The sequence below is a fragment of the Nocardia sp. CC213A genome (genome assembly GCF_030766805.1).
GTDB classification, from domain to species: domain Bacteria; phylum Actinomycetota; class Actinomycetes; order Mycobacteriales; family Mycobacteriaceae; genus Nocardia; species Nocardia otitidiscaviarum.
Genome location: NZ_JASFXA010000023.1, coordinates 37,388 through 58,023, shown reverse-complemented (window position 1 = coordinate 58,023; position 20,636 = coordinate 37,388). Strand labels below are relative to the sequence as shown.

21 protein-coding genes and 1 tRNA gene are annotated in these 20,636 nt (G+C 67.1%); 15 read left to right on the top strand and 7 right to left on the bottom strand.

All coding sequences use genetic code 11. The annotated features are described in order from the left end of the window. From QJS31_RS31660 to QJS31_RS31650, 3 genes are all read right to left on the bottom strand, one after another. Entirely contained in the window at positions 1-1,011 is a 1,011-nt protein-coding gene (locus QJS31_RS31660; protein ID WP_372341709.1) for a diiron oxygenase, read from the bottom strand. A gap of 85 nt (positions 1,012-1,096) precedes the next feature. Further along, complete coding sequence (locus QJS31_RS31655) at positions 1,097-1,891, bottom strand: amino acid-binding protein (RefSeq protein ID WP_282782969.1); 795 nt, start codon at positions 1,889-1,891, stop codon at positions 1,097-1,099. A 169-nt stretch (positions 1,892-2,060) separates the two neighbouring features. Further along, positions 2,061-3,269, bottom strand: a complete 1,209-nt coding sequence (locus QJS31_RS31650) for a CdaR family transcriptional regulator (RefSeq protein WP_228807673.1) — start codon at positions 3,267-3,269, stop codon at positions 2,061-2,063. 363 nt (positions 3,270-3,632) lie between these two features. Between QJS31_RS31650 and QJS31_RS31645 the strand changes: the two genes are divergently transcribed. The 7 genes from QJS31_RS31645 (at position 3,633) to QJS31_RS31615 (ending at position 9,971) form a co-directional block, all read left to right on the top strand. After that, positions 3,633-4,862: a lipase family protein gene (locus tag QJS31_RS31645; RefSeq protein WP_306358474.1), complete on the top strand. Its 1,230-nt coding sequence runs from the start codon at positions 3,633-3,635 to the stop codon at positions 4,860-4,862. Between the two features lie 36 nt (positions 4,863-4,898). Continuing rightward, entirely contained in the window at positions 4,899-5,840 is a 942-nt protein-coding gene (locus QJS31_RS31640) for an acyl-ACP desaturase (RefSeq protein ID WP_282782980.1), read from the top strand. 3 nt (positions 5,841-5,843) lie between these two features. Beyond that, positions 5,844-6,860, top strand: coding sequence for an alpha/beta hydrolase family protein (locus QJS31_RS31635; protein WP_282782966.1), 1,017 nt, complete (start codon positions 5,844-5,846; stop codon positions 6,858-6,860). A 145-nt stretch (positions 6,861-7,005) separates the two neighbouring features. Next, entirely contained in the window at positions 7,006-7,212 is a 207-nt protein-coding gene (locus QJS31_RS31630) for a hypothetical protein (RefSeq protein WP_306358444.1), read from the top strand. A gap of 146 nt (positions 7,213-7,358) precedes the next feature. Continuing rightward, positions 7,359-7,435, top strand: a tRNA-Pro gene (locus QJS31_RS31625). Between the two features lie 154 nt (positions 7,436-7,589). Then, a complete protein-coding gene (locus tag QJS31_RS31620) occupies positions 7,590-8,060 on the top strand; it encodes a hypothetical protein (protein ID WP_306358443.1) in 471 nt (156 codons plus the stop codon). Positions 8,061-8,612: 552 nt separating this feature from the next. Further along, the gene (locus QJS31_RS31615; protein ID WP_306358442.1) at positions 8,613-9,971 is read left to right on the top strand and encodes a YhgE/Pip domain-containing protein; all 1,359 of its coding nucleotides are present in this window, start codon (positions 8,613-8,615) and stop codon (positions 9,969-9,971) included. 53 nt (positions 9,972-10,024) lie between these two features. On the opposite strand, the gene QJS31_RS31610 is transcribed toward QJS31_RS31615, so the two are convergent. The 3 genes from QJS31_RS31610 to QJS31_RS31600 form a co-directional block, all read right to left on the bottom strand. Then, positions 10,025-11,434, bottom strand: coding sequence for a glycosyltransferase 87 family protein (locus QJS31_RS31610; RefSeq protein ID WP_306358441.1), 1,410 nt, complete (start codon positions 11,432-11,434; stop codon positions 10,025-10,027). Positions 11,435-11,967: 533 nt separating this feature from the next. Then, positions 11,968-12,174 (bottom strand): DUF397 domain-containing protein, encoded by a 207-nt coding sequence (locus QJS31_RS31605; RefSeq protein ID WP_306358440.1) that lies wholly within the window; start codon positions 12,172-12,174, stop codon positions 11,968-11,970. Then, positions 12,164-13,051: a helix-turn-helix transcriptional regulator gene (locus QJS31_RS31600; RefSeq protein ID WP_282778000.1), complete on the bottom strand. Its 888-nt coding sequence runs from the start codon at positions 13,049-13,051 to the stop codon at positions 12,164-12,166. The genes QJS31_RS31605 and QJS31_RS31600 overlap by 11 nt, the downstream gene beginning before the upstream one ends. A 284-nt stretch (positions 13,052-13,335) precedes the next feature. On the opposite strand from QJS31_RS31600, the gene QJS31_RS31595 reads away from it, so the two are divergent. After that, a complete protein-coding gene (locus tag QJS31_RS31595) occupies positions 13,336-13,575 on the top strand; it encodes a hypothetical protein (RefSeq protein WP_039818700.1) in 240 nt (79 codons plus the stop codon). A gap of 6 nt (positions 13,576-13,581) precedes the next feature. Continuing rightward, a complete protein-coding gene (locus tag QJS31_RS31590; RefSeq protein ID WP_306358439.1) occupies positions 13,582-13,773 on the top strand; it encodes a hypothetical protein in 192 nt (63 codons plus the stop codon). Here QJS31_RS31590 and QJS31_RS31585 read toward each other — a convergent pair. Continuing rightward, positions 13,760-14,668, bottom strand: a complete 909-nt coding sequence (locus tag QJS31_RS31585; RefSeq protein ID WP_282777996.1) for a LysR family transcriptional regulator — start codon at positions 14,666-14,668, stop codon at positions 13,760-13,762. The two genes, QJS31_RS31590 and QJS31_RS31585, sit on opposite strands and share 14 nt — an antisense overlap. A 135-nt stretch (positions 14,669-14,803) precedes the next feature. Here QJS31_RS31585 and QJS31_RS31580 point away from each other — a divergent pair, with 135 nt between their 5' ends. The 6 genes from QJS31_RS31580 (at position 14,804) to QJS31_RS31555 (ending at position 20,568) form a co-directional block, all read left to right on the top strand. Next, positions 14,804-15,889 (top strand): tartrate dehydrogenase, encoded by a 1,086-nt coding sequence (locus QJS31_RS31580; RefSeq protein WP_306358438.1) that lies wholly within the window; start codon positions 14,804-14,806, stop codon positions 15,887-15,889. Between the two features lies 1 nt (position 15,890). Beyond that, positions 15,891-17,189 carry a 2-hydroxycarboxylate transporter family protein gene (locus tag QJS31_RS31575; protein ID WP_282777992.1) on the top strand — a complete coding sequence of 433 codons (1,299 nt, stop codon included), beginning with the start codon at positions 15,891-15,893 and terminating at the stop codon, positions 17,187-17,189. Between the two features lie 16 nt (positions 17,190-17,205). After that, positions 17,206-18,447, top strand: coding sequence for a glycerate kinase (locus tag QJS31_RS31570; protein ID WP_282777990.1), 1,242 nt, complete (start codon positions 17,206-17,208; stop codon positions 18,445-18,447). Beyond that, a complete protein-coding gene (locus tag QJS31_RS31565; protein ID WP_282777988.1) occupies positions 18,422-18,757 on the top strand; it encodes a YciI family protein in 336 nt (111 codons plus the stop codon). Before QJS31_RS31570 ends, QJS31_RS31565 begins: the two co-directional genes overlap by 26 nt. Then, positions 18,754-19,971, top strand: coding sequence for an RNA polymerase sigma factor (locus tag QJS31_RS31560; protein ID WP_306358437.1), 1,218 nt, complete (start codon positions 18,754-18,756; stop codon positions 19,969-19,971). The genes QJS31_RS31565 and QJS31_RS31560 overlap by 4 nt, the downstream gene beginning before the upstream one ends. Positions 19,972-20,082: 111 nt before the next feature. Beyond that, a complete protein-coding gene (locus QJS31_RS31555) occupies positions 20,083-20,568 on the top strand; it encodes an SRPBCC domain-containing protein (protein ID WP_282777985.1) in 486 nt (161 codons plus the stop codon). The last annotated feature ends 68 nt before the right edge of the window (positions 20,569-20,636 follow it).

Sequence of the window (20,636 nt, the reverse complement as noted above, 5' to 3'; positions counted from 1 at the left end):
TCAGGCCACCTTGCTCACGCCCGCGCGCAGCGGTTCGGAGCGGTAACGGCTGGTGGGGCCGTCGATATCGAGGAGTTTCCACACCCGCTTGGCCACCGGGTTCATCAGTCCGATGCGCTTGGCCAGCGCCCGTACGTCCACGAAGTAGTCGGCGAAGGTCTGCTTGGCCTCCGGCGATCCGTAGAACAGCTCCTTGCGCACGCGGTCGGGAATGTCGAACTCGTCGAAGAAGGCGCGCGGCGGTGTGACGATCGCCCGCCCGGCGATCCGCATGACGATCGGCATGGCCAGCGACAAGACGAACCTGTTCACCGGATTGGCTTCCGGCACATGGTGTTCCAGGAACTCGTGGGCGAAGGAGATATGGCGTGCCTCCTCGGCCACATGTATGGCCATGACGCCGCGCATGATCGGGTGCACCTCCTGCCCGGACCGCAGCACCTGCTTCTGGATGTGGTCGATCGGTTCCTCGCCGGCCAGCACCGCCATGAAGAACAGGTTCGGGAAGAACACCGCCATCGGCACCACGATATGGCGTACCTGTCGCACCAGCGGCCCCATTCCGGGCACGTCGATGCCGATCCGGTTCACCATCTCCTGGAACATGAGGGTGTGATTGTGCTCCTCGATCATCTCGTGGGAGCAGTACCGGAATTCCGGGGAGCCGTTGGGCAGCGAGAAGGTGTGCTGCACCATGCCGCTGATCAGCAGCGATTCGAACTGCAACCCGACCTTGGCGACATTGGCCTGGCGGTATTTGCCGATGGCGATGCGCCGCTCCAGCGGCAGCGCCCGATACCAGGGGTGCGCGCCGAGCAGATCGCCGATCGCGGGCAGCGTCCAGCGTTCGGGACCGGTGTCGGGATCGAAATCGGGGTTGTCCCAATCGATATCGTGGAACGGATCGAAGTGCCGGTCCACCGACCCCTCCGACAGCAGCAAGAGTGCGCGCGCGTACTCGGCGGCCTGATCCGCCACCGGGTCCGACTGCGCATCGGTGATTGTGGACACCGTTGTCCTCCTTTCCGACGGGTGCCTGCGGCACCACACCCCCACGTTAAGTGTTACGCGCAGTATCAGTCAATGGTTGGCGGTATCAGCGCTGGTGGGTGACCAGTAATGCGAGGTCGGTGAGGCGGTGAGCGCGGGCGATCTCCGCCGGGGTGAACGGCTCACCGGCGCGGACGAAGGTCATGGGCAGCTCCGGGTGGGTGTCGATCTCCAGGGTGACGCCGGGGGTGCGGGATACGGATGTGCCCGTGACGTACTGCGCGCCGAGCAGTTCGGCGATCACCAGCGGGAGTTCGTCGGGATCGGCGGCGAGCCGGGTGGCCAGGGTGAGCGCCTTGGTCTGGCCGTCGACGAGTGCGAGAGCCGGTGCGGGCCAGATGCCGACCACCGTGCCGCCCGCGCGCATCACGGCCGTCTCCAGGGTGTGGGTGGTGACATCGGCGGGAGTGGACACCACCAACTCGTCCAGGACGCCGTTCTCCAGATGGTGCACGTGCACGGTGAGGATGTTGGCGCGGCGGTTGGCCAGATGTTTGGCCAGCGATTCGAGGCGGCCGGGGGAGTCGTCGATGCGGACGCGGATCCGCCACAGATAGTCGGCGCGGCACACATGGTCGCGGTGCCGCAGCTCCGGGCCGTGCAGCCAGGAGCCGAGCATGCGCATGGCCGAGGGTTCGACCACCCAGATGACCAGGATGGTGGTGGTGACGGTCAGCACCAGAACCGTTGCGAGATACGGCAGATGGTAGTGAACGACGAGGGCGTGCAGCGCCAGCTCCACCGGGAACACCGCCGCCAGCTTGGCCAGCGCCAGGCGGGTGCGGTGCGGATGCGGCAGACGTCCGCATACCTCACAGGCCAGGACATCGGTTCGCTTCATGTTCACCACGGTCGCCGACCGACGTTTCGGCACCGTGCACAGCTGTAACAAGACAGTGAAGGTTGGCGGCAAAAGCGCTGTGCCCTAGCGCTTTCTAGTGGCCTGCCGCACAGCGGCGGTTACACAGTGACGGGTAGCACCCGGATTGCCCCGGGAGCTCCCGAGCGAGTCAGGCGGTGGTGCGGTAACTCCGGGCCACCAGGGCCGAACGCAGGTACCACAGGCCCGATGCCTGGGTCGGGTCGAATCCGGTCAGCTGGGCGATGCGCTTGAGCCGGTAGTCCACCGTATTGGTGTGCACATGCAGCACGCGCGCCGTGCGCTGCCGGTTGAGGTTGTTGGCGATATGCCGTTGCAGGGTTTCCAGCAGTTCCGGGTGTTCGTCCAGTCGATCGAGCAGCGAGCCGAGATACTCGCGACCGGGACCCGGCCGGGTGAGCTGGTATTCCAGAGCCAGATCGTCGAAGCGGTACAGGCCGCGCACGCAGTGCAGGCGGTGCACCATATCGAGCAGGTCGTGCGCCTGTTCGGCGGCGGTGGGAATCTCCGGCGGCGTCGCGCTGACCGTGGTGGCCGTGATCGGCACCCGCGCGGCGCGCGAGAGATCGGTGACCAGGTCGTCCAGCTCCTCGGGCCGCTTGGCCGTCACCGGGATGAGGATGGTGCCGCCGTCGACGCTGAGCAGCGACAGTGCGGCATCCGCGCAGCGCGTGGCGAGTTCGGCCTGTACCCGGCGCAGCTTGCGACGCGCGACCACCTTGCCGTCCAGGGTGGGATCGGATTCCTCGGGATGCGGTGGGATCGTCAGCGCCAGTACCGAATACGACTCGGCGATCTCGATACCGCATTCGCGCGCCATGGTGGAGGTGGGATGGCCGCCGAGCAGCGCCGAGGTCAGGGTGTGCACGGCGGTGTGGTGCTCGCTGACGACGGAACGCAATTCGCGTACGTACGCCAGTGAGACGGTGGAGGTCATCCGATCCAGCATCTCCACCACCAGCTTGGCCCCGTCGATGAGGTTGTCGTAATCGCCCGGGGACAGCCGCAATTCGCCGTCGCCGCGATAGCGTGCGGTGGCGGCGGAGACCACCAGATCGAATCCGATCTTGAATCCCTCGTGGATGGCGTGATGGATGGTGTCGATGGGTACTCCCTCGCGCGCCCACTGTGCGGCGGCCTCGTGCAGCCGCTCGGTTTTGGCGGGAATATCTCGACCGTCCAGCATGCTGACGGCGATTTCCAGGCAGGTGCGGGTAATGGTGGTGACATCGCCGTAGATGGCGTCCCCGGGCAGGGTTCCGCACGGTGCGACGTTCTCGACGAAGTGGCCCACCATCTGCCGGGATAGCGCCCAGACGTCCTTGAGTGGCGAGGACATCGGTCTCCCGGAAAAGGTGAGACCCGGCCTTTCGGTGCTGTCGACGGGCATGGCTGACTCCTTCCGCGTCAAACTACCTGTGCGGCTGGATAACACTAACCATGCCCCCGGTGTCGGCGGTAGGTTTCGGGCTGATCTGTCGGATTGTCGGTGCCCGGCACACTGCCACTGTGACACTTCACAACGGCGTCCGCGCGGATTTCGGCGAGAACGCCCGGGCTGGACACATCACAGCCCGATCACCATCGGTACTGCCCGAAACTTGTGAGATATCAGGAGATTCCGATCGACTGCTGCTTTCGGTCGCTCGACTGAATAGCCTCTCCCGACATGGTTCGCGGGTGGACGAAGGGCAGTCGGGATATGCGTCGGCACGCACGGAAAGGAAGAGTTCGGAGTTGGTCGCGCGCGGCCGTGGCGCTCACGGCCGGATTGCTGGTGGCGGTACTCGCACCGGCGGCGCAGGCCCGGCCGGTTTATCCCGCACCAGATCCGGATCCGTTCTACGCACAACCCGTGGATATCGCCGAGTACGCACCCGGCGATGTGCTGTACATACGACCCATGCCGGCGTTGCCGATCTTTCCGGATACCGATATCACCCTGGTGAAGTTCCGTTCCACGAATTCCGCCGGCGATCCCATCGCTGCGGTCACCACGGTGCTGACTCCACACCACCGCGACATCGACGGTCCACTGCTGTCGTATCAGCACATCATCAACGGCCTCGGCGCGCAGTGCTCGGTGTCGCGGGTGCTCTACACCGACGACCCGAATCTCATGGTGCGCGAGGCCCCGGCCTACAACTTCGCACTGCGCCGAGGGTGGAGCATCGCCATGCCCGACCACCTCGGGCCGAACTTCGCCTACGGCGCGGCGAAACTGGGCGGTTTGATCACGTTGGACGGCATTCGGGCGGTCCAGCGGGTGGAGCAGTTCCGGCTCGCCGGCAGTCCGGTGGTGATGGCGGGCTACTCCGGTGGCGGCATGGCGACGGCCTGGGCGGCGGCACTGGCGAAAACCTATGCGCCCGAATTGCGGATCGACGGCGCCGCCGCGGGCGGGGTGCCCATGAATCTGGTGAAGATGCTGGAAAGCCTCGGTCTCGGCGCGCATCCGGTCTTCGGTCTCGCCCTGGCGGCCGGGCTCGGGCTGGAACGCGAATACCCGCGCCGCTTCCCGATCAGCTCCCAATTCAACGATCGCGGCATGCTGGTGCGGCAGCAGATCGCCAATAGTTGCACCAACGACCTGCTCGCCGCGGGCGCCGGGCGTGGTGCACTCGATTTCGCCGCCAGTACCTCCATGATCGATGACCGCGAGGCGCGTGCCGTGGTGGAGGAGAACAGTCTCGAACTCTACGACGGCACACCGAATATGCCGATCTTCGAATGGCATTCGCCCATCGACGGATTGGTGCCGGTGGACGCGATCGACAATACCGTGCGACGGTGGTGTGCGGCGGGCGTGACGGTGCAATCGCTGACCGTGCCGGTCCCCGACCATCTGACCGCCGCCGTGCTCGGGCTGCCGCACGTGCTGACCTGGATCGACGCCCGTTTCCGCGGGGAAACGGCCACCGGAACCTGCTGACGAATCGAAATATTCCCACCGTCTGAGGAGTACGTGTTGTTCACCGCACTGACCGATCGTGAAATCCTGTTGGAATTGGAGCCCGTGGCCGAGCGGCATCTGAACGAACATCTGCGGCATGCCGAGAACTGGAATCCGCACGACTACGTACCCTGGGACGAGGGCCGTAACTTCGCGGCCATGGGCGGAATCGACTGGGAGCCGGAACAATCCTCGCTGTCCGAGGTGGCCCGTGCCGCCATGGTGACGAATCTGCTCACCGAGGACAATCTGCCGTCCTATCACCGTGAGATCACGGACACCCTCGGGATGGACGGCGCGTGGGGTACCTGGGTGGGGCGGTGGACCGCCGAGGAGAATCGGCACGCCATCGTCATGCGCGACTATCTGGTGGTCACCCGGGCCGTCGATCCGGTCGCCTTGGAGAGTGCGCGCATGGCGCATATGACCACCGGAATATCCAGTCCCGAACAGATTTCACAGTTCCTCAGCGGTGTCGCATACGTGACATTGCAGGAATTGGCGACCCGTATCAGTCATCGCAATACCGGAATCGCTTGCGCCGAACCGGTCGCCGAGCGCATGCTGTCCCGTATCGCCACCGACGAGAACCTGCACATGATCTTCTACCGCCGCATCGGCTCCGCCGCATTGGATCTCACGCCCGATCAGATGTTGCGCGCCATCACCGACGTGGTGACCCGATTCCAGATGCCCGGCCTGACCCAGCCGGGTTTCCGGCGCAACGCGGTGCTGCTCGCCAAGAACGGCATCTACGATCTGCGCCAGCACCTGGACTCGGTGCTGCGACCGGTGCTGCGCACCTGGCGTGTCTTCGACCGCAGCGACCTGTCGGGTGAGGGCGAACGCGCCCGCGAGGAACTGCACGCCTACCTCGAGGATCTCGAGGTGAAGGCCCGCCGCTTCGAGGAACAGCGCGACCGGGCGCTGGCCCGGGCCGCGGCGGCGGTGGGCTGAGCCGTGCGCGCGAGTATCGGCACGGCGATGGTGGCGGCGGCCCTGGCGGTCGCCCCGGTGATCGCGGCGCCGATGGTGTGGCCGGACCCGGTGGAGGTCGCCGATCCCACCGTGCTGCGCACCGAGCTGGTAGACACCGAGGTGCGCGGAAATCGTTGGGAGCGACTGCATATCGTCTCCGAATCCATGCGCCGCGTGGTGCCGGTGGATGTGCTGCGCGGTGCGGGGACCGCGCCCCGGCCCACCCTGTACCTGCTCGACGGCGTGGAGGCCGAGGCCACGTCCGACTGGATCACCCAGGGCGGCGCGCGGGAGTTCTTCGCCGACAAGCCGGTCGACGTGGTGCTCACCAGCGGCGGCATGGGCAGCATGTACACCGACTGGCACCACTACGACGCGACGCTCGGACTCAACCGCTGGGAGACCTTCCTGACCGAGGAGCTGCCGCCCATCGTGGAGGATTACCTGCACGGCAACGGTCACCGCGCCATCGCGGGCGTCTCCATGGGCGCACAGGGCGCGATGATGATCGCCGGACGCCATCCCGGCCGCTATCGTGCCGTAGCCGGACTGAGCGGCTGCTACTCCACCGCCGACGAGCTGGGTCGCGCCATCACCCGCATCACCGTGGGCTCCCGCGGCGGCAATGTGGACAACCTCTGGGGCCCGCCGAACTCCCCGGACTGGCTGGCGCACGACAGCCTGCTCGGCGCGGAGGCGCTGCGCGGAACCACCATCCACCTGTCGGTCGCCAGCGGCGTACCCGGCCCCGCGAATCTCATCGCCCTCGCCCAGGCCCCGGATATCGCCGACGCCCTGAGCAAGGCCGGTGGCGGTGTGGCCCTGGAGGCCGGTGCGCGCAGCTGCACCGAACGCTTCGCGCAGCGCCTGGCGCAGTTGGGGATCCCCGCGACCGTGCACTACGCACCGGCCGGTCTGCACGCCTGGCCGGATTTCGCGGCCCAACTGGAACCGGCGTGGCGGACCCTCGCGGGCGCGCTGGACGTTGCGGCGGAGTGATTTTCGCCCATTGCCGCAGGCCAACCGGGCGTGCCGACGAAGTTCCGCCGACCTCGGGTTACTCCACCGCCAGCCGGGTAGTGCGTCGACAGGGCCGCGATGCGGTCCGTCCCGAAGCAACGACCGACGCACGGAAGGAATTGCGATGGCGGATCCGAAGAATCCCGGCCAGTTCGGGAACCGAAAAGACACGGAGGAGCAGGCTCGCAAGGGCGGCCAGGCCAGCACCGGCAGCTTCGGCGGCAAGAACGCCGCCGATCCGCACGAGGCCGGCCGCAAGGGCGCGCGGGCCCAGCCCACCGAGGCCAAGCAGCGCGGCGGCCAGCACAGCCACAGTGGCCGCAGCTCCTGACCCACTGGTCGGTTGTCGGGAAGAAGCCCGGCTTCTTCCCGACCGCCCGTCCCGGACCCACGCCCCCGGACGCGGGCTGTTCTCGCGATTTGGTCCCCGAGGGGGGTGGTGAGGTAATCTCGTCGAGCACCCGCAAGCGGGTGCGACGGGCTGTGGCGCAGCTTGGTAGCGCACTTGACTGGGGGTCAAGTGGTCGCAGGTTCAAATCCTGTCAGCCCGACCAGGTCGGAGGCGGTTCCCCGCCTCCGACCATTCGCGTTTTGTGGGCCCAATTGTGGACCACGGTGACTAGCCCGGGTGAGCCGGGGCTGACGGGTGCAGGGGTAGTCAACGACTCACCGGACATCGGTCGGCCCACGGTGCCATCGACGAGCACGGTGGCTGCGGCGACCACCACGCGGGCGCATACCTCGCGCGAGTTGTGTGAGCCGGTGCGGGACTTCCTCGCCGGGTTGGGAGCGGTCGGGGTACGTATCGAGCGTTCGAACTGGCCGCTCGACCGCACCCTGCCCGAGGACGGGGCCCCGCTGGTCGTGTGCCGAGTCGAATCGGATTCGGAGTTGTCCGGCTTCGTCAGCATGAAGCGGGCCGGCAGCTCGGCCGACGATGTCGATCTCACCGAGCTCTACCCGGAACCCGGCTACGGCGCACCGGTGCTACTGAGCGACAGGCGCGAAACGGGCCATCTCAGCGTCAAAACCTATATCGGCCACTGGATCGGCGATCTCGATATCAATCAGCAGTACTCACGGGACAGGCCGGAGACGCGACAGCTCGCCATGTCCGATGACCAGGTCACGGCTGCGGCACAGCTGTTGATCCGGGTGACTCGTGGCCTCAACGAATAGCGGACAACGACCGGCCCGGGCCGCCGGGCCGCCGGGTACGTCAACACCTGCTCGGACTTCCCCACCGCTACGTCGAATTCCGTTGGGGCCTAACCCTTCTCGTGCTCGGGCTGGCGACCATGCTCGTCGGTGTCGTGGAGTGGTGGCATCGGATGCCCGCAACCACTCAACCGCGTGACCATGGCGGCGGGCCGTGGGGGTTTCGATCTCGACAGGAGTCCTTGCCTGCTCGACACCGCAGGCACCCGCATAGGACGCGGGCGCGCAGGCTGATCGGCGGACCGCGGAGTCGGTGTTGCTGTCGCTCGCCGATCTTCCCCGGGGGTATCGGGTGACGCGGGAGGTGGAGTCCGGTGAGTCGCGCGCGGAGGGTGAGGAACATCCGTGGACCCCGGAGCTCGTGCGTGTCCGGGTATCGAGCCGACGCGGGTGGGCCGGGCCGTGGGCGCGGTGGTAGGGGGTACGGATGGACATGGTAGAGCGGGATGTCCGACACATTCGGCAATGTTGACATTGACTACTTTGTAGTCGCTGCCTACATTGACAGCCATCATGACGAACGACGCAGACACCTCGGCGGCCGAGCAGAGCCGTCCCCCTGCCCACAGCGCGCCGCCCCGGCGCGGACTGCTGCCGCCCGTCGCCATCGTGACCGTGCTGGCGGCGCTGTTCGGCTACATGTATCTCGGCTACACCTCCGCGCCGGAGAAGCATCTGCACGACTTTCCGCTCGCGCTGGTGAATCAGGACGTCGGCGATACCTTCGATGGAACGCCGACCAATGTCGGCGACTCGATCACCGAGGGGATCGTCGACGCGGTGCCCGCGGATCAGATCGACCTGCGGTTGCTCGGCATCAACGAGGCGCAGCTGCAGCTGCGGTCCGGGGAGATCTACGGCGCCATCGTCATTCCGAGCGACTTCACCAAGCGGTTGGCGATCCTCGGTGCGGCGGCGGTGGTGCCGGGTGACGTGGAGCGGCCGATCATCACCGTGCTGGTGAACCAGCGCGCGGGCGCGTTCGCTGCCCAGATCACGAATATGATCGCCGAACGCGCGTTGACCCAGGTGAATGCCACCGTCGGCGCCCAGCTCACCGATCTGGTGGGGGAGAAGTTGCGGCCTGCGCCGGGCGCACCGCCGACCGAGATCAGCGGCGCTTCGCGGCTGCTGCTGGACCAGCCCATCGAGATGGTGTTCACCGACTACCGCCCACTGCCGGACGGCGCGGGACACGGGCTGTCGGCCTTCTTCTACACCCTGGTGCTGCTGCTCGCCGGATTCATCGGCGCGGTCATCATCCACACCATGACCGATGCCCACTACGGTTACGCACCGGCCGAGTACGGTCCGTGGTATCTGCACCGGTCCCCGCTACCGATGAGCCGCTGGCGCATCCTGCTCGTCAAATGGGGTCTCGCCGCCCTGACCGCCCCCCTCGCATCCGGGGCACTGCTCGGCGCGGCGCTGCTACTGGACATGCCGGTCGACCGTCCGTTGCCGATCTTCCTGTACGGCGCTCTCGCCGTACTGGCGGTCGCGGTGACGGCGCTGGCGGTGCTGGCCGCCTTCGGCACCGCGGGCCTGGTCCTCAACATGATCGTCTTCGTGGTCCTGGGCCTGCCCTCATCCTCCGGCACCGTGCCGGTGGAAGCCACCCCGCGCTTCATCGCCGATCTGGCCGCCTTCGAACCCATGCACCAGATCTTCTTGGCTGTCCGCTCCCTGCTCTACTTCGACGGCAAGCTGGAATCCGGTATGGCCCATGGCTTCTGGATGACCGTCCTGGGTCTGGCCATCGGCGTGGCCCTGGGGGCTGTCGCCACCCACACCTATGACCTGCGTGGCTTCCACCGCCTGGGTGTCCCGCACAAGCACACCCCGACCGCAGTCATCGACGGCCGGGATTGACGTTCGGGGGTTGGGTTCGGAGTGACCGGTCGGTGGGATGGATGCTGACCGGTTCACCCGAGCGAGTGTGAGCCTTCGGGTCGGAGCGGTCGGTGATCGAAACCCCCCGCGGGCGAGTTCCGCGGTCGCCGCGCGTGGGTGGGAACGTGCCGGATGACGTATACGGCCGTCGCCAGGAACAGCAGCAGGTAGCAGCCCGAGTAGAAGGGCACGGCGATGTGGGCCCACCAGGCGGGTAGGTCGTCGCGGGGCAGCATGAACAGCCCGATGCCGATGGGGTGGGGTGCGTCCTCGAGCGGTGGACGGTCCGGGTAGTTCCACCACCAGCAGAAGCTGGCGAGAAGGACAGTCACGCACGGCAGCCAGCGGTAGCGGGTGCGACCGGTGTGGGCATGGTGCAGAACGATCACGAACAGGACGGCGAACCAGACCCAGTGGTGTCCCCAGGAGAACGGTGACGCGCAGGCCGCGGTCATTCCGGCCACGGTGACCGACAGCAGGATTCGGCCCGATCGGTAGGCGCGCACCGCGGCGTAGAGTCCGAACAGGACCAGCGGAACGGCCACGGTCAACCACATCCAGGTCGGCGGGGCGTACACCGTCGAGGTGGGGCCGTGCACGGCATAGCGATCGACATCGTAGAAGCGCAGCAGTTGCGCGAGGAATCCGTTGACCGACTGATTGGCCGGTGAATCGACCGGGCCGACGCGGGCGGGTGCGTTGAACTGCCTGCCCCAGTAGGTGGTGGAATCGGTGGGCCGGACCAGGAACCCGATGGCTATCGTCGCGGCGAAGGCGGCCGTCGCGGTCCAGAAGGTGCGCCACTGCCGGGTGCAGGCGAGATATACCAGGAAGAACGCGGGGGTGAGCTTGATGCCCGCCGCGACGCCGACGGCCGCACCGCGCAGCCGGGCACCGCCGGGGCGGGTCAGATCCCAGACGATCAGCAGCACCAGGAAGATATTGATCTGCCCGAGCCAGATGGTGGAACGCACCGGTTCGAACGCGGTGCACACCACCGCCAGCGCGAGCGCGAGAATCCAGGTGCGCACGGTGTCGCGGTAGCCGAGCGCGCGCAGGCAGACCGCGACGAGTGCGATCAGCGCGACCATGATGGCTGCCCACCACAACACCTGTGCCACCGCCGGGGCGGTCAGTGTGAACACCACGAACAACAGCGCGGCGAAGGGCGTATAGGTGAACTCCATATCGAAGAAAACCGGCGTGTCGTAGAGACTCACGCCGTAACGGATGGCCTCACCACCGGCGGTGTAGACGTACCGGTCGACGTCATTGCTGAACAGGCCGTAGTACGGATTGCCGATCGGAATGGCGTAGACGTGCCACACCAGCACCGCCGCCGCCGCGAGGAGTGCGAGCGCCAGCAGGGCGGTGGGGATGTCGTGCCGTGGCCGTTCGCACTCGGCCGGAACCGTCGGGCGCTGGTGCAGCGTCGTCGTCATTGCCGAGCGTTCGGCCATAATTCGGGTCGATATCGGCAACCGGGCCTCCATCCTGTGCGGGAGCGTCGGCACCGGCCAGGCCGTCCACCGTGACCGGGCGAGTGCGCGACTTCTCAGCTGCCCCGCGCCCCTGCCCGGCGCCGCAGCTGACGATAGCGGCCGATTCGCCAATGGCCCCGCATTACACCGCGGGTGTCGACCATTCGGCTGGCGAGCGGTCGGATACCGCGGCGTTCACCCCAGCACGGTCCACCTCCGCCTGCTTGCGGCGGGATGGTGGCGCTGCTGATCCCCGTGACCGGGACGGGTGGGCCGCGGCCCTCGCCTACCGGCCGGGGATTGGGTCACTGTCGGCCACCGTGGAGTGGATCAGGCGTCCGGGAGCCGGACGATGTGGCGGAGGCCGACGGGGTGCAGCTCCGCGACCTCGGCTCGGAACCGAACCAGCGGCCGAGACCCTCGGGCGTGGTGCGGGTGGTCCCACACCCGCTCGGGCGGGCGTCGTAGGTCGAGTCGATGCTTGTCTCGGCCGTTCAGGGCCGATCGAATTCCCCGTTCCTCACACCGGATACGAAGACGTCCCATGCGTCGGGGGAGAAGATCAGCGCCGGACCGGTGGGATTCTTGCTGTCGCGGACGCCTACATGCCCAGCGCTCAGGTGTGCAGCCTCGACGCAGGTGTCCTGGGTTGCGGATCGTGTGCTCTTGAACCACGCTGCGCCGGACAGATCAACGTTCACGCTGCTCGTACTCCCTTGCCATCTCCAGTAACAGGCTCCTGGACTTGTCTCGATCCAACGCTACCTGCCCCAGCCGCGCAACGGCGTCACGATACTTACCGACCTCGGCCTGTTGATCCAGGTACAGCGCACCGGTGTAACCCTGGACGTAGGCAACGGGCGGCTCGGTCAGCCGGGATGTCGGATGCGGCGGAAACTCCAGCAACACAAACGATCCGGTGATCAGTCCGATGTGGCTCCCGACCGATTGGGGTATCACGCGCACCGAAACGTTGGTCAGCTTGCCGATCTCCGCGAGGTGCCGAAGCTGTCCGGCCATCACCGCGGCACCACCCACCTCGTGGTGCAAGGCGGATTCGGCGAGCAGGACATCCAGGCTGAACCGGTCGCGATCGTCCCGGAGCCTCGCCTGCCGTCGCTCGTGAACCTCCACGAGTCGGTCGACCTCGGGCGTCGGATGATTCGGGAGTTCGATCCATGCCACAGCACGTCGGTATGCGGGAGTCTGGATCAGCCCGGGCACGAGTGTGAGCTGAAAAGTTGTCAGCCGCTTGGCTGCTTCCTCCATGCCGATGAACAGGTCGAAGTGCGCTGGAATGGCGTCACTGTACGAGTGCCACCACCCGGGCTTCTTCGCCTCGGCTACCAGCCCGGTCAGGGCTTGTGTCTCTTCGCTGCTCGCTCCGTACATTCGGCAGAGGACCCCGATGTACAACTCCTTGAGCTTCGGCCCCGGCTGACCGGATTCCATGCGCCATAGCGTCTGTGTGGACACCTCGATCGCTTTCGCTGCTGCTGAAGGGGATACGCCGGACTGCTCTCGCAGCCGCTTCAGTTGGCGGCCGAGCATCCTGCGCGGCACCGTTGATCCAGTCATTTCCTGAGCCTCACTATGCAAGTGGTCGCAGTTTGGAACAAGTCTGCGCGTCGCTTTGGAATCGTGGAACAAATTCTTGCGACTGGCAGTATGAAATCTTCCAAACGCCGCTCGGAGGGCGTAGGAAGGAGCCACCCCCGGTGGCCGGGAACCCCGCCGACCAGCTTCCGAACCCTCGAACACGGCTCGGATCGTGCTGAGTGTGCCCCTCTCGGAAGAGGATTCGGGTTCGGGCAGTACCGGTCATCGGGGGTCCCACCTCCATCCAGACGCGAAGGCTGATCATGTTGGTTGTCGAGGACAGATCGTTCGAGGACTGTGCCGCACCGGGGAAAGACCGGTGGACCGAACGGGAGGCCGGGCTGGTGTGGGCGTTGCACCGGGAGCATCCGGTGACCGTCTGCGCGGCGAAGGCGGCGGCGCGGGCCATCCTGGTTCGCTGCGGGCGGTTGCGGCGCAATCGGGTGCTGATGCCGGTCGAGCACGGCAGGCATCGCGTTACCGGCAAGCATGAGCGCAGGTGAGCCGCTATGGGTTTCACCTACGAGGCACCGCGCAACCTCGAACTGGCCGATTGCGGGCTGGACCCGTCGACCGTGCGGCCGTACGAGGAGTCGACGGTGGTTGCGCTGCACCGTGATTGCGACCCGGACGACTGCCGGTTCGCGGCGCGCACCGGTGGGGCGATCCCTGCTCCTCGACCGCGGGCTACGGAAGCGTGATGCGTTCTCGCAGACCGCTTTTCAGATGGTCGATAACGGCTCGGGTGCGTCGGGGGAGGGCGGGCGGTGCGGCGAAGACGGCGTAGATATCGGCACTGGGTGTCGGGATATCGGCCAGGACCTGGGTCAGCACGCCTTGGCGCAGCAGCGGGGCCACATGCCACAGCGAACGCATGATCAGGCCGCGCCCCTCGAGGCACCAGCGGGTGATGACATCGCCGTCATTGCTGACGAGATTGCCCGCGACGCGGATCCCGGTCTCCTTCCCGTCCGGCTCGAATCGCCAGAGCGCATAGTCGCTGTCGTTCTCCTTCAGGACTATGCAATTGTGGCGCTCGAGTTCGGACAGTTCGGCAGGTGCGCCGTATCGATGTATGTAGTCGGGTGCGGCGCACACGATGCGGCGATTGCGGCACAGGCGGGTCGCGGTGAGCCGGGAATCATGTAGTGCGCCCACATGGATATCGATATCGAATCCGGTGCCAGCGATATTCAGTGGCACCGAGGAAAGCTCCAGATCGATCTGGACCCCGGGATGGGCGGCGACGAATTCGGCGACCAGCGCGGCGATGTGCGCCCGGCCGAGCCCGATGGTGGAGCGGAGGTGCACGCGTCCGTGTAATTCGTCGTGCTGTTCGGAGAGTGAATCCTCGAGTTCTTCCAACTGTGCCGCGATCGCCGCGGCCCCGGCGGCGTAGCGGCGGCCCTCGGGGGTGAGAGTCAGTCGGCGGGTGGATCGTTGGATGAGGGCGACGCCGAGCCGAGCCTCGATCTGGGCCAGGCGTTTGCTCACCGCGGACACCGAGACGCCGAACTCGCGCGCGGCCTCGGTGAGGCTGCGACAGCGGGCGAGGATGTCGAAGAACAGGATGTCGTCACTGAGTCCGCCGCGCACCGGGCCTCCCTTGTTTCCGATTCGGAAAGAGTCTTTTGCGCGTTCAGCGCTTTCGTTGCCGAGAGATCGAAGCCTACCGTTGTGATCCACCCCACAGATAGTAGGAAGTGGGCAGCGTGAAGGAGATTCACCACGATGGGTGACATTTATCGTATCGCGGCGATTCCCGGTGACGGCATCGGAAAGGAAGTCGTTCCGGAGGGAATTCGGGTACTACGTGCCGCGGCGCACCAGTTCGATTTCCGACTCGAGTTCGAGCACTTCGACTATGCGAATGCGGACTATTACACGGCCACCGGGAAAATGTTGCCCGACGGCTGGTTCGACGAACTTCGGCGGTTCGACGCCATCTTCTTCGGTGCGGTCGGATGGCCGGACGTGGTACCCGACCACATTTCGCTGTGGGGCAGTCTGCTGCAATTCCGCCGCCACTTCGACCAGTACGTGAGTCTGCGCCCGGTGCGCCTGCTGCCGGGCGTCACCAGCCCGCTGGCCGGGCGCGTGCCGGGAGAGATCGACTTCTACGTGGTGCGCGAGAACACCGAGGGCGAGTACTCCAGCATCGGCGGCCGGATCTTCGAGGGCACCGATCGTGAGACCGTCGTCCAGGAGACCGTGATGACTCGCGTCGGAGTCGACCGCATCCTGCGCTATGCCTTCGAACTCGCCCAGCGCAGACCGGGAAGGCACCTGACCTCGGCGACCAAGAGCAATGGCATCTCCATCTCGATGCCGTACTGGGACGAACGCGTCACCGCTGTCGCCGCCGAATTCCCGGAGGTCGCGGTCGACAAGTTCCACATCGATATCCTCACCGCGAACTTCGTGCTGCATCCGGACTGGTTCGACGTGGTGGTGGCGAGCAACCTGTTCGGTGACATCCTCTCCGATCTGGCTCCGGCCTGTACGGGCACCATCGGTATCGCTCCGAGTGGAAATATCAATCCGGAGAACCGTTTTCCCAGCCTGTTCGAACCGGTGCACGGTTCCGCGCCCGATATCGCCGGGCTGGGCATCGCCAACCCGGTCGGCCAGATCTGGAGCGGCGCGATGATGCTCGACCACTTCGGCGAACACGCCGCCGCGGCCGCGGTTCTGGCCGCGGTGGAATCCGTCCTGGCACAGGGACATACCGCACTGACGCCGGATATGGGTGGCACCGGAACCACCGAATCGCTGGGCAAGGCGATCTGCGCACAGCTCGAACACGCGGCGGGTTGACATGAGCCTGACGGAAAGGACCGGCCGGACCTTGCGGCGCGGTCTGCCGCGCCTGGACGGAGTGCCGCTGCTCGTTCCGGTGGCGTTGACCGCCCTCGTACTCGTCGCGGGCGTATTCGACGCGGTGCCGGAGAACATGATCGGCGGACTGGCGGTGATCGTGGGCCTCGGCACCCTGCTCGGGCCGCTCGGCAATCGCCTGCCCATCATCTCCAGAATCGGCGGGGGAGCACTCGTCTGCCTGATGGGGCCGTCGATCCTGGTGTACCTGGGCGCTTTCGAACAGAACACCCTCGACGCGGTGACGGTGCTGATGAAGCAGGCGAACTGGCTGTACTTCGTGATCAGCACCCTGGTGGTCGGCAGCATCCTGGGAATGAGCCGACAGCTGATGGTCGGTGGGCTGGTGCGCATCTTCCCGCCGCTGATCGCCGGTACCGCGGTCGCGGTCGCGGCCGGGCTCGGGACGGCGATGGCGTTCGGCTACGACTTCCATCGCGCACTGTTCTACATCGTGGTGCCGATCATCGGCGGCGGGATCGGTGAAGGGGTCATCCCGCTGTCGTCGGCCTACGCCTCCGCGCTCGGCGGTGAACCGGGAAGCTATGTGGCCGAACTCGTTCCGGCCGCGATCATCGGGAATATCGTCGCCATCATCACGGCGGGAGCGCTGCGGCGGCTCGGCGATCGCCGACCGGCCCTGGACGGCGGTGGGCAGCTGGTGAAGTCTCCGGACGCGGCATTGGTGACGCGACCGCCGGAGGTGAGCGACCGCGAACCGAACTACGCGTTCGGCGTACTCACCATCACGGGCCTGTTCGTCTTCGCCACACTGCTGGAACATGTGGTGCGTCTGCCCGCGCCGGTGCTGGTGATCATCCTGTCGGTGCTGTGCAAGCTGTTCGGTGTCTTCCCCGCGGTGGCGGAGACCGACGCGCGGGCCGTCTACGGCATCATCTCGCGCTACTTCATCTACCCGACCATGGTCGGTCTCGGCATGCTGTACCTGCCGCTGGCCAGTGTCATGGGTGTGCTGTCACCGGGCTATGTGCTCGCGTGCGCGGCCGTCGTGCTGGCCATGGCCGCGACCGGATTCCTGGTCGGGCGCGTGATCGCGATGTACCCGATCGACGCGTCACTGGTCACCGTGTGTCACAGCGGACTCGGCGGCACCGGCGACGTGGCGATTCTGTCCGCCTCGCAGCGCATGAACCTGATGCCGTTCGCGCAGATCTCCACGCGCATCGGCGGGGTGTCCACGGTGATCTCGGCGGCCTGGCTGATCCGCGTCATCCACTGACCCTGGAAAGGATGCCGTGCATATTCTCGTCGCGCCCGACAAGTTCAAGGGCAGCCTGTCCGCTGCCGAGGTGAGCCGATGCCTGGCGGCCGGGGTGCGCGCCGCGGGCCTGCGGGCGACCGAGTTGCCGCTCGCCGACGGTGGTGACGGCAGCGTCGACGCCGCACTCGCCGCCGGCTTCGGATCGCGTCCGATCACCGTGGCCGGGGCCACCGGGTTACCCACGCGCGGGCGGATCGCGCTGCGCGGTGACACGGCGCTCATCGAGGTGGCGGGCACCTGCGGGCTGGCGACGCTCCCGTGCCGTCGCCTCGCCCCGCTGGACAGCTCGAGTCTCGGCTTCGGACAGGCGCTGCGGCAGGCCCTGCGGCACCGGCCTCGCCGTATCGTGCTCGCGCTCGGCGGCAGCGCGGGCATCGACGGTGGCATGGGACTGCTCACCGCGCTCGGCGTGCGCTGGTACGACCGCGCCGGGCATCCACTGCGACCGTGCGGGCGCACGCTGGGCGACATCGCCCGCGCCGAGGTCGGTGGCGCGGTCGAACTCGGTGGCGTCGAATTGCTTGCTGCCTGCGACGTCACCAACCCACTGACCGGTCCGAACGGAGCGGCGGCGGTCTACGGACCGCAAAAGGGGGCCACTGCGACCGAGATCGGTCGCCTCGACGCGGGACTGCGAAATATGGTCGAAGCGCTGGCCGCCGCCAGCTCGCCCGGGCCGGTTCGATCCGCGGCCGTCGCGCCCGGTGCGGGCAGCGCCGGTGGGATCGGATTCGCGGCTGCGCTCCTCGGTGCGGAGCTGATCTCGGGCGCCGACTTCTTTCTCGACCTGCTCGGCTTCGACCGTCGGTTACCCGACAGCGACCTGGTGATCACCGGCGAGGGCAGCCTCGACGGGCAATCCGCGCACGGCAAGCTCCCGACCGTGATCGCGCGTCGGGCACGCCCGATTCCCGTCGTCGCCGTGGCCGGGCGCAGCACACTGGCTCGAACCGCCTGGGACGCAGCCGGTTTCGCGGCGGTACACACCCTCGCCGAGCACACGACCGCTGATACCGCCGCGGATCCCGACCTGACGGCCACCCTGCTGACGGACATCGGGCGTCGGATCGCCCACGCACTGACGGAACCGCTACCGGCTGCGCGAGATCGGCCATCCGGCCCGGAAACGCGGCGGATGTCCGACAGCCGGGCGGTGGATCGCGAACGGCCGACCCGGCATAGTGGGGACCATGAAGTACGTCCTGCTGATCTGTGACGACGAGACGATCGTGCCGAGCATGGCGGAGATCGCGGCGGATCCGGCGTTCGCGGAGTACTCGGCGGAGGTCGAGCGGCGCGGTGGCAATCTGGGCGGTGCGCGGTTGCGGCCGGTGGCCGATGCTACGACGGTGCGCGTGCGAGGCGGGGAGACGCTGGTGTCCGATGGGCCGTTCGCGGAGACCAAGGACTTCATCGGCGGTATCGACATCATCGAGTGTGCGGACCTGGACGAGGCGATCGAGATCGCGGCGCGGCACCCGTACGCGAGCCGGGGGTGCGTCGAAGTCCGGCCAGTGTGGGAATGACTGCGCCGCAGGAGATTCGGGACGCCGTGTCGGCGGCGTATCGGGACGAGTGGGGGCAGGTGGTCGCGACCCTGATCGGGGCGACGGGGGATTGGGAGCTGGCCGAGGACTGCGCGCAGGACGCTTTCGCGGCGGCGCTGGTGGCGTGGGAGCGGGACGGCGTGCCGCAGCGCCCGGGTGCCTGGCTCACCACGACGGCGCGCAACCGTGCGACCGACCGGCTGCGCCGCGATACGGCCGCGAACAGGAAGCTGCGCCAGCTCGCCGTGCTGATCCGGGACCCGGTCGAGCCGTCCACGGCGGCCATTCCGGACGAACGGCTGCGGCTGATCTTCACGTGTTGTCATCCGGCGCTGCCGTTTCCGGCCCGGGTCGCACTCACCCTGCGGACGCTGGCGGGTCTGAGCACGGCCGAGATCGCGCGGGCGTTGCTGACCGCCGAGACCACCATGGCGCAGCGTCTGGTGCGCGCCAAACGCAAGATCGTCGAGGCCGGTATCCCGTATCGGGTGCCACCCGCGGAGCTGCTGCCGCACCGGCTGCCCGCGGTGCTGGCGGTGCTCTATCTGATCTTCAACCAGGGCTACGGCGACGAGGACGGACGGCGCGGGCTCACGGCCGAGGGTATCCATCTCGCCCGGATGCTGGCTCGACTGCTGCCCACCGAGCCCGAGACGCGCGGCCTGCTGGCGCTGATGCTGCTGCACGAGGCACGCCGGGAACAGCGCACCGCCGAGGGCATGCTGGTCACGTTGGAGGATCAAGATCGGTCCCAGTGGGACCGCGGGCTGATCGCGGAAGGCGTGGCGATTCTGGACGAGGCGCTGACCCTGCGGCGTCCGGGGCCGTATCAGGTGCAGGCCGCGATCGCCGCCTGCCATGCCACCGCACCCGATGCCGCGGCCACGGACTGGGCGCAGATCGCGCTGCTCTACGGCGAGTTGGCGCGTCTGGCTCCCTCGCCCGTGGTCGACCTCAACCGCGCGGTGGCGGTGGCCATGTCCGAGGGCATTCCGGCTGGTCTCGCCCTGGTCGACGACCTCGCCGCGTCCGGTCGTCTGGCGGGCTACTACCTGCTGCCCGCGACCCGAGCCGATCTGCTGCGCCGGCACGGCCGGGCCGATGCGGCGGCCGCGGCGTACGAGGAAGCGTTGACATTGGCACCGACGGATGCCGAGCGCCGCTACCTCACCGACCGCCTGCGTGGGCTCTGACCAGCGCGTCGGCGTCTCGACAAGATTCTCGAGAAAATTCTCGCGGCGATGTCGATTCCGTGCATCGCGCTTCGTCGGTGGGGCGAAACCACCCGATGGAGAGGAACGACAATGTCGAACAATCAGCACCTGACCGCCACCATGTCCGTCGACCGGACCCCCGCCGAGGTCTACGCGGCCATCACCGACGTGCGCGGCTGGTGGAACGAGAACATCATCGGCGACACCGCCGCACCGCACGACGAATTCATCTTCACCGACGACAGTGCGTACGCGGGTGAGACCGTCCGCGACAAGACCGGCATCCGCTACTGCCGATTCCGCATCACCGAGGCCGTGCCCGGCGAGCGCATGGTGTGGCACGTCGTGGACTCGGTGCTCACCTTCATCGCCGACCAGGACGAATGGACCGGCACCGACGTCGTCTTCGACCTCACCGCCACCCCGGAGGGCACCACCCTCCACTTCACCCATGTGGGGCTCGACGCCGCGTCGGAGTGCTACGAAGCCTGCTACGGCGGCTGGAACTTCTACATCACCAAGAGCCTGCCCCAGTTGATCACCACCGGGACCGGCGATCCCATCACGAAGTACTGAACAGACGAAGTACCGAATCTGTGTGACGTTCCGGAGCGCCGCGCCCACCTCGCGCCCGTCGGGCATGG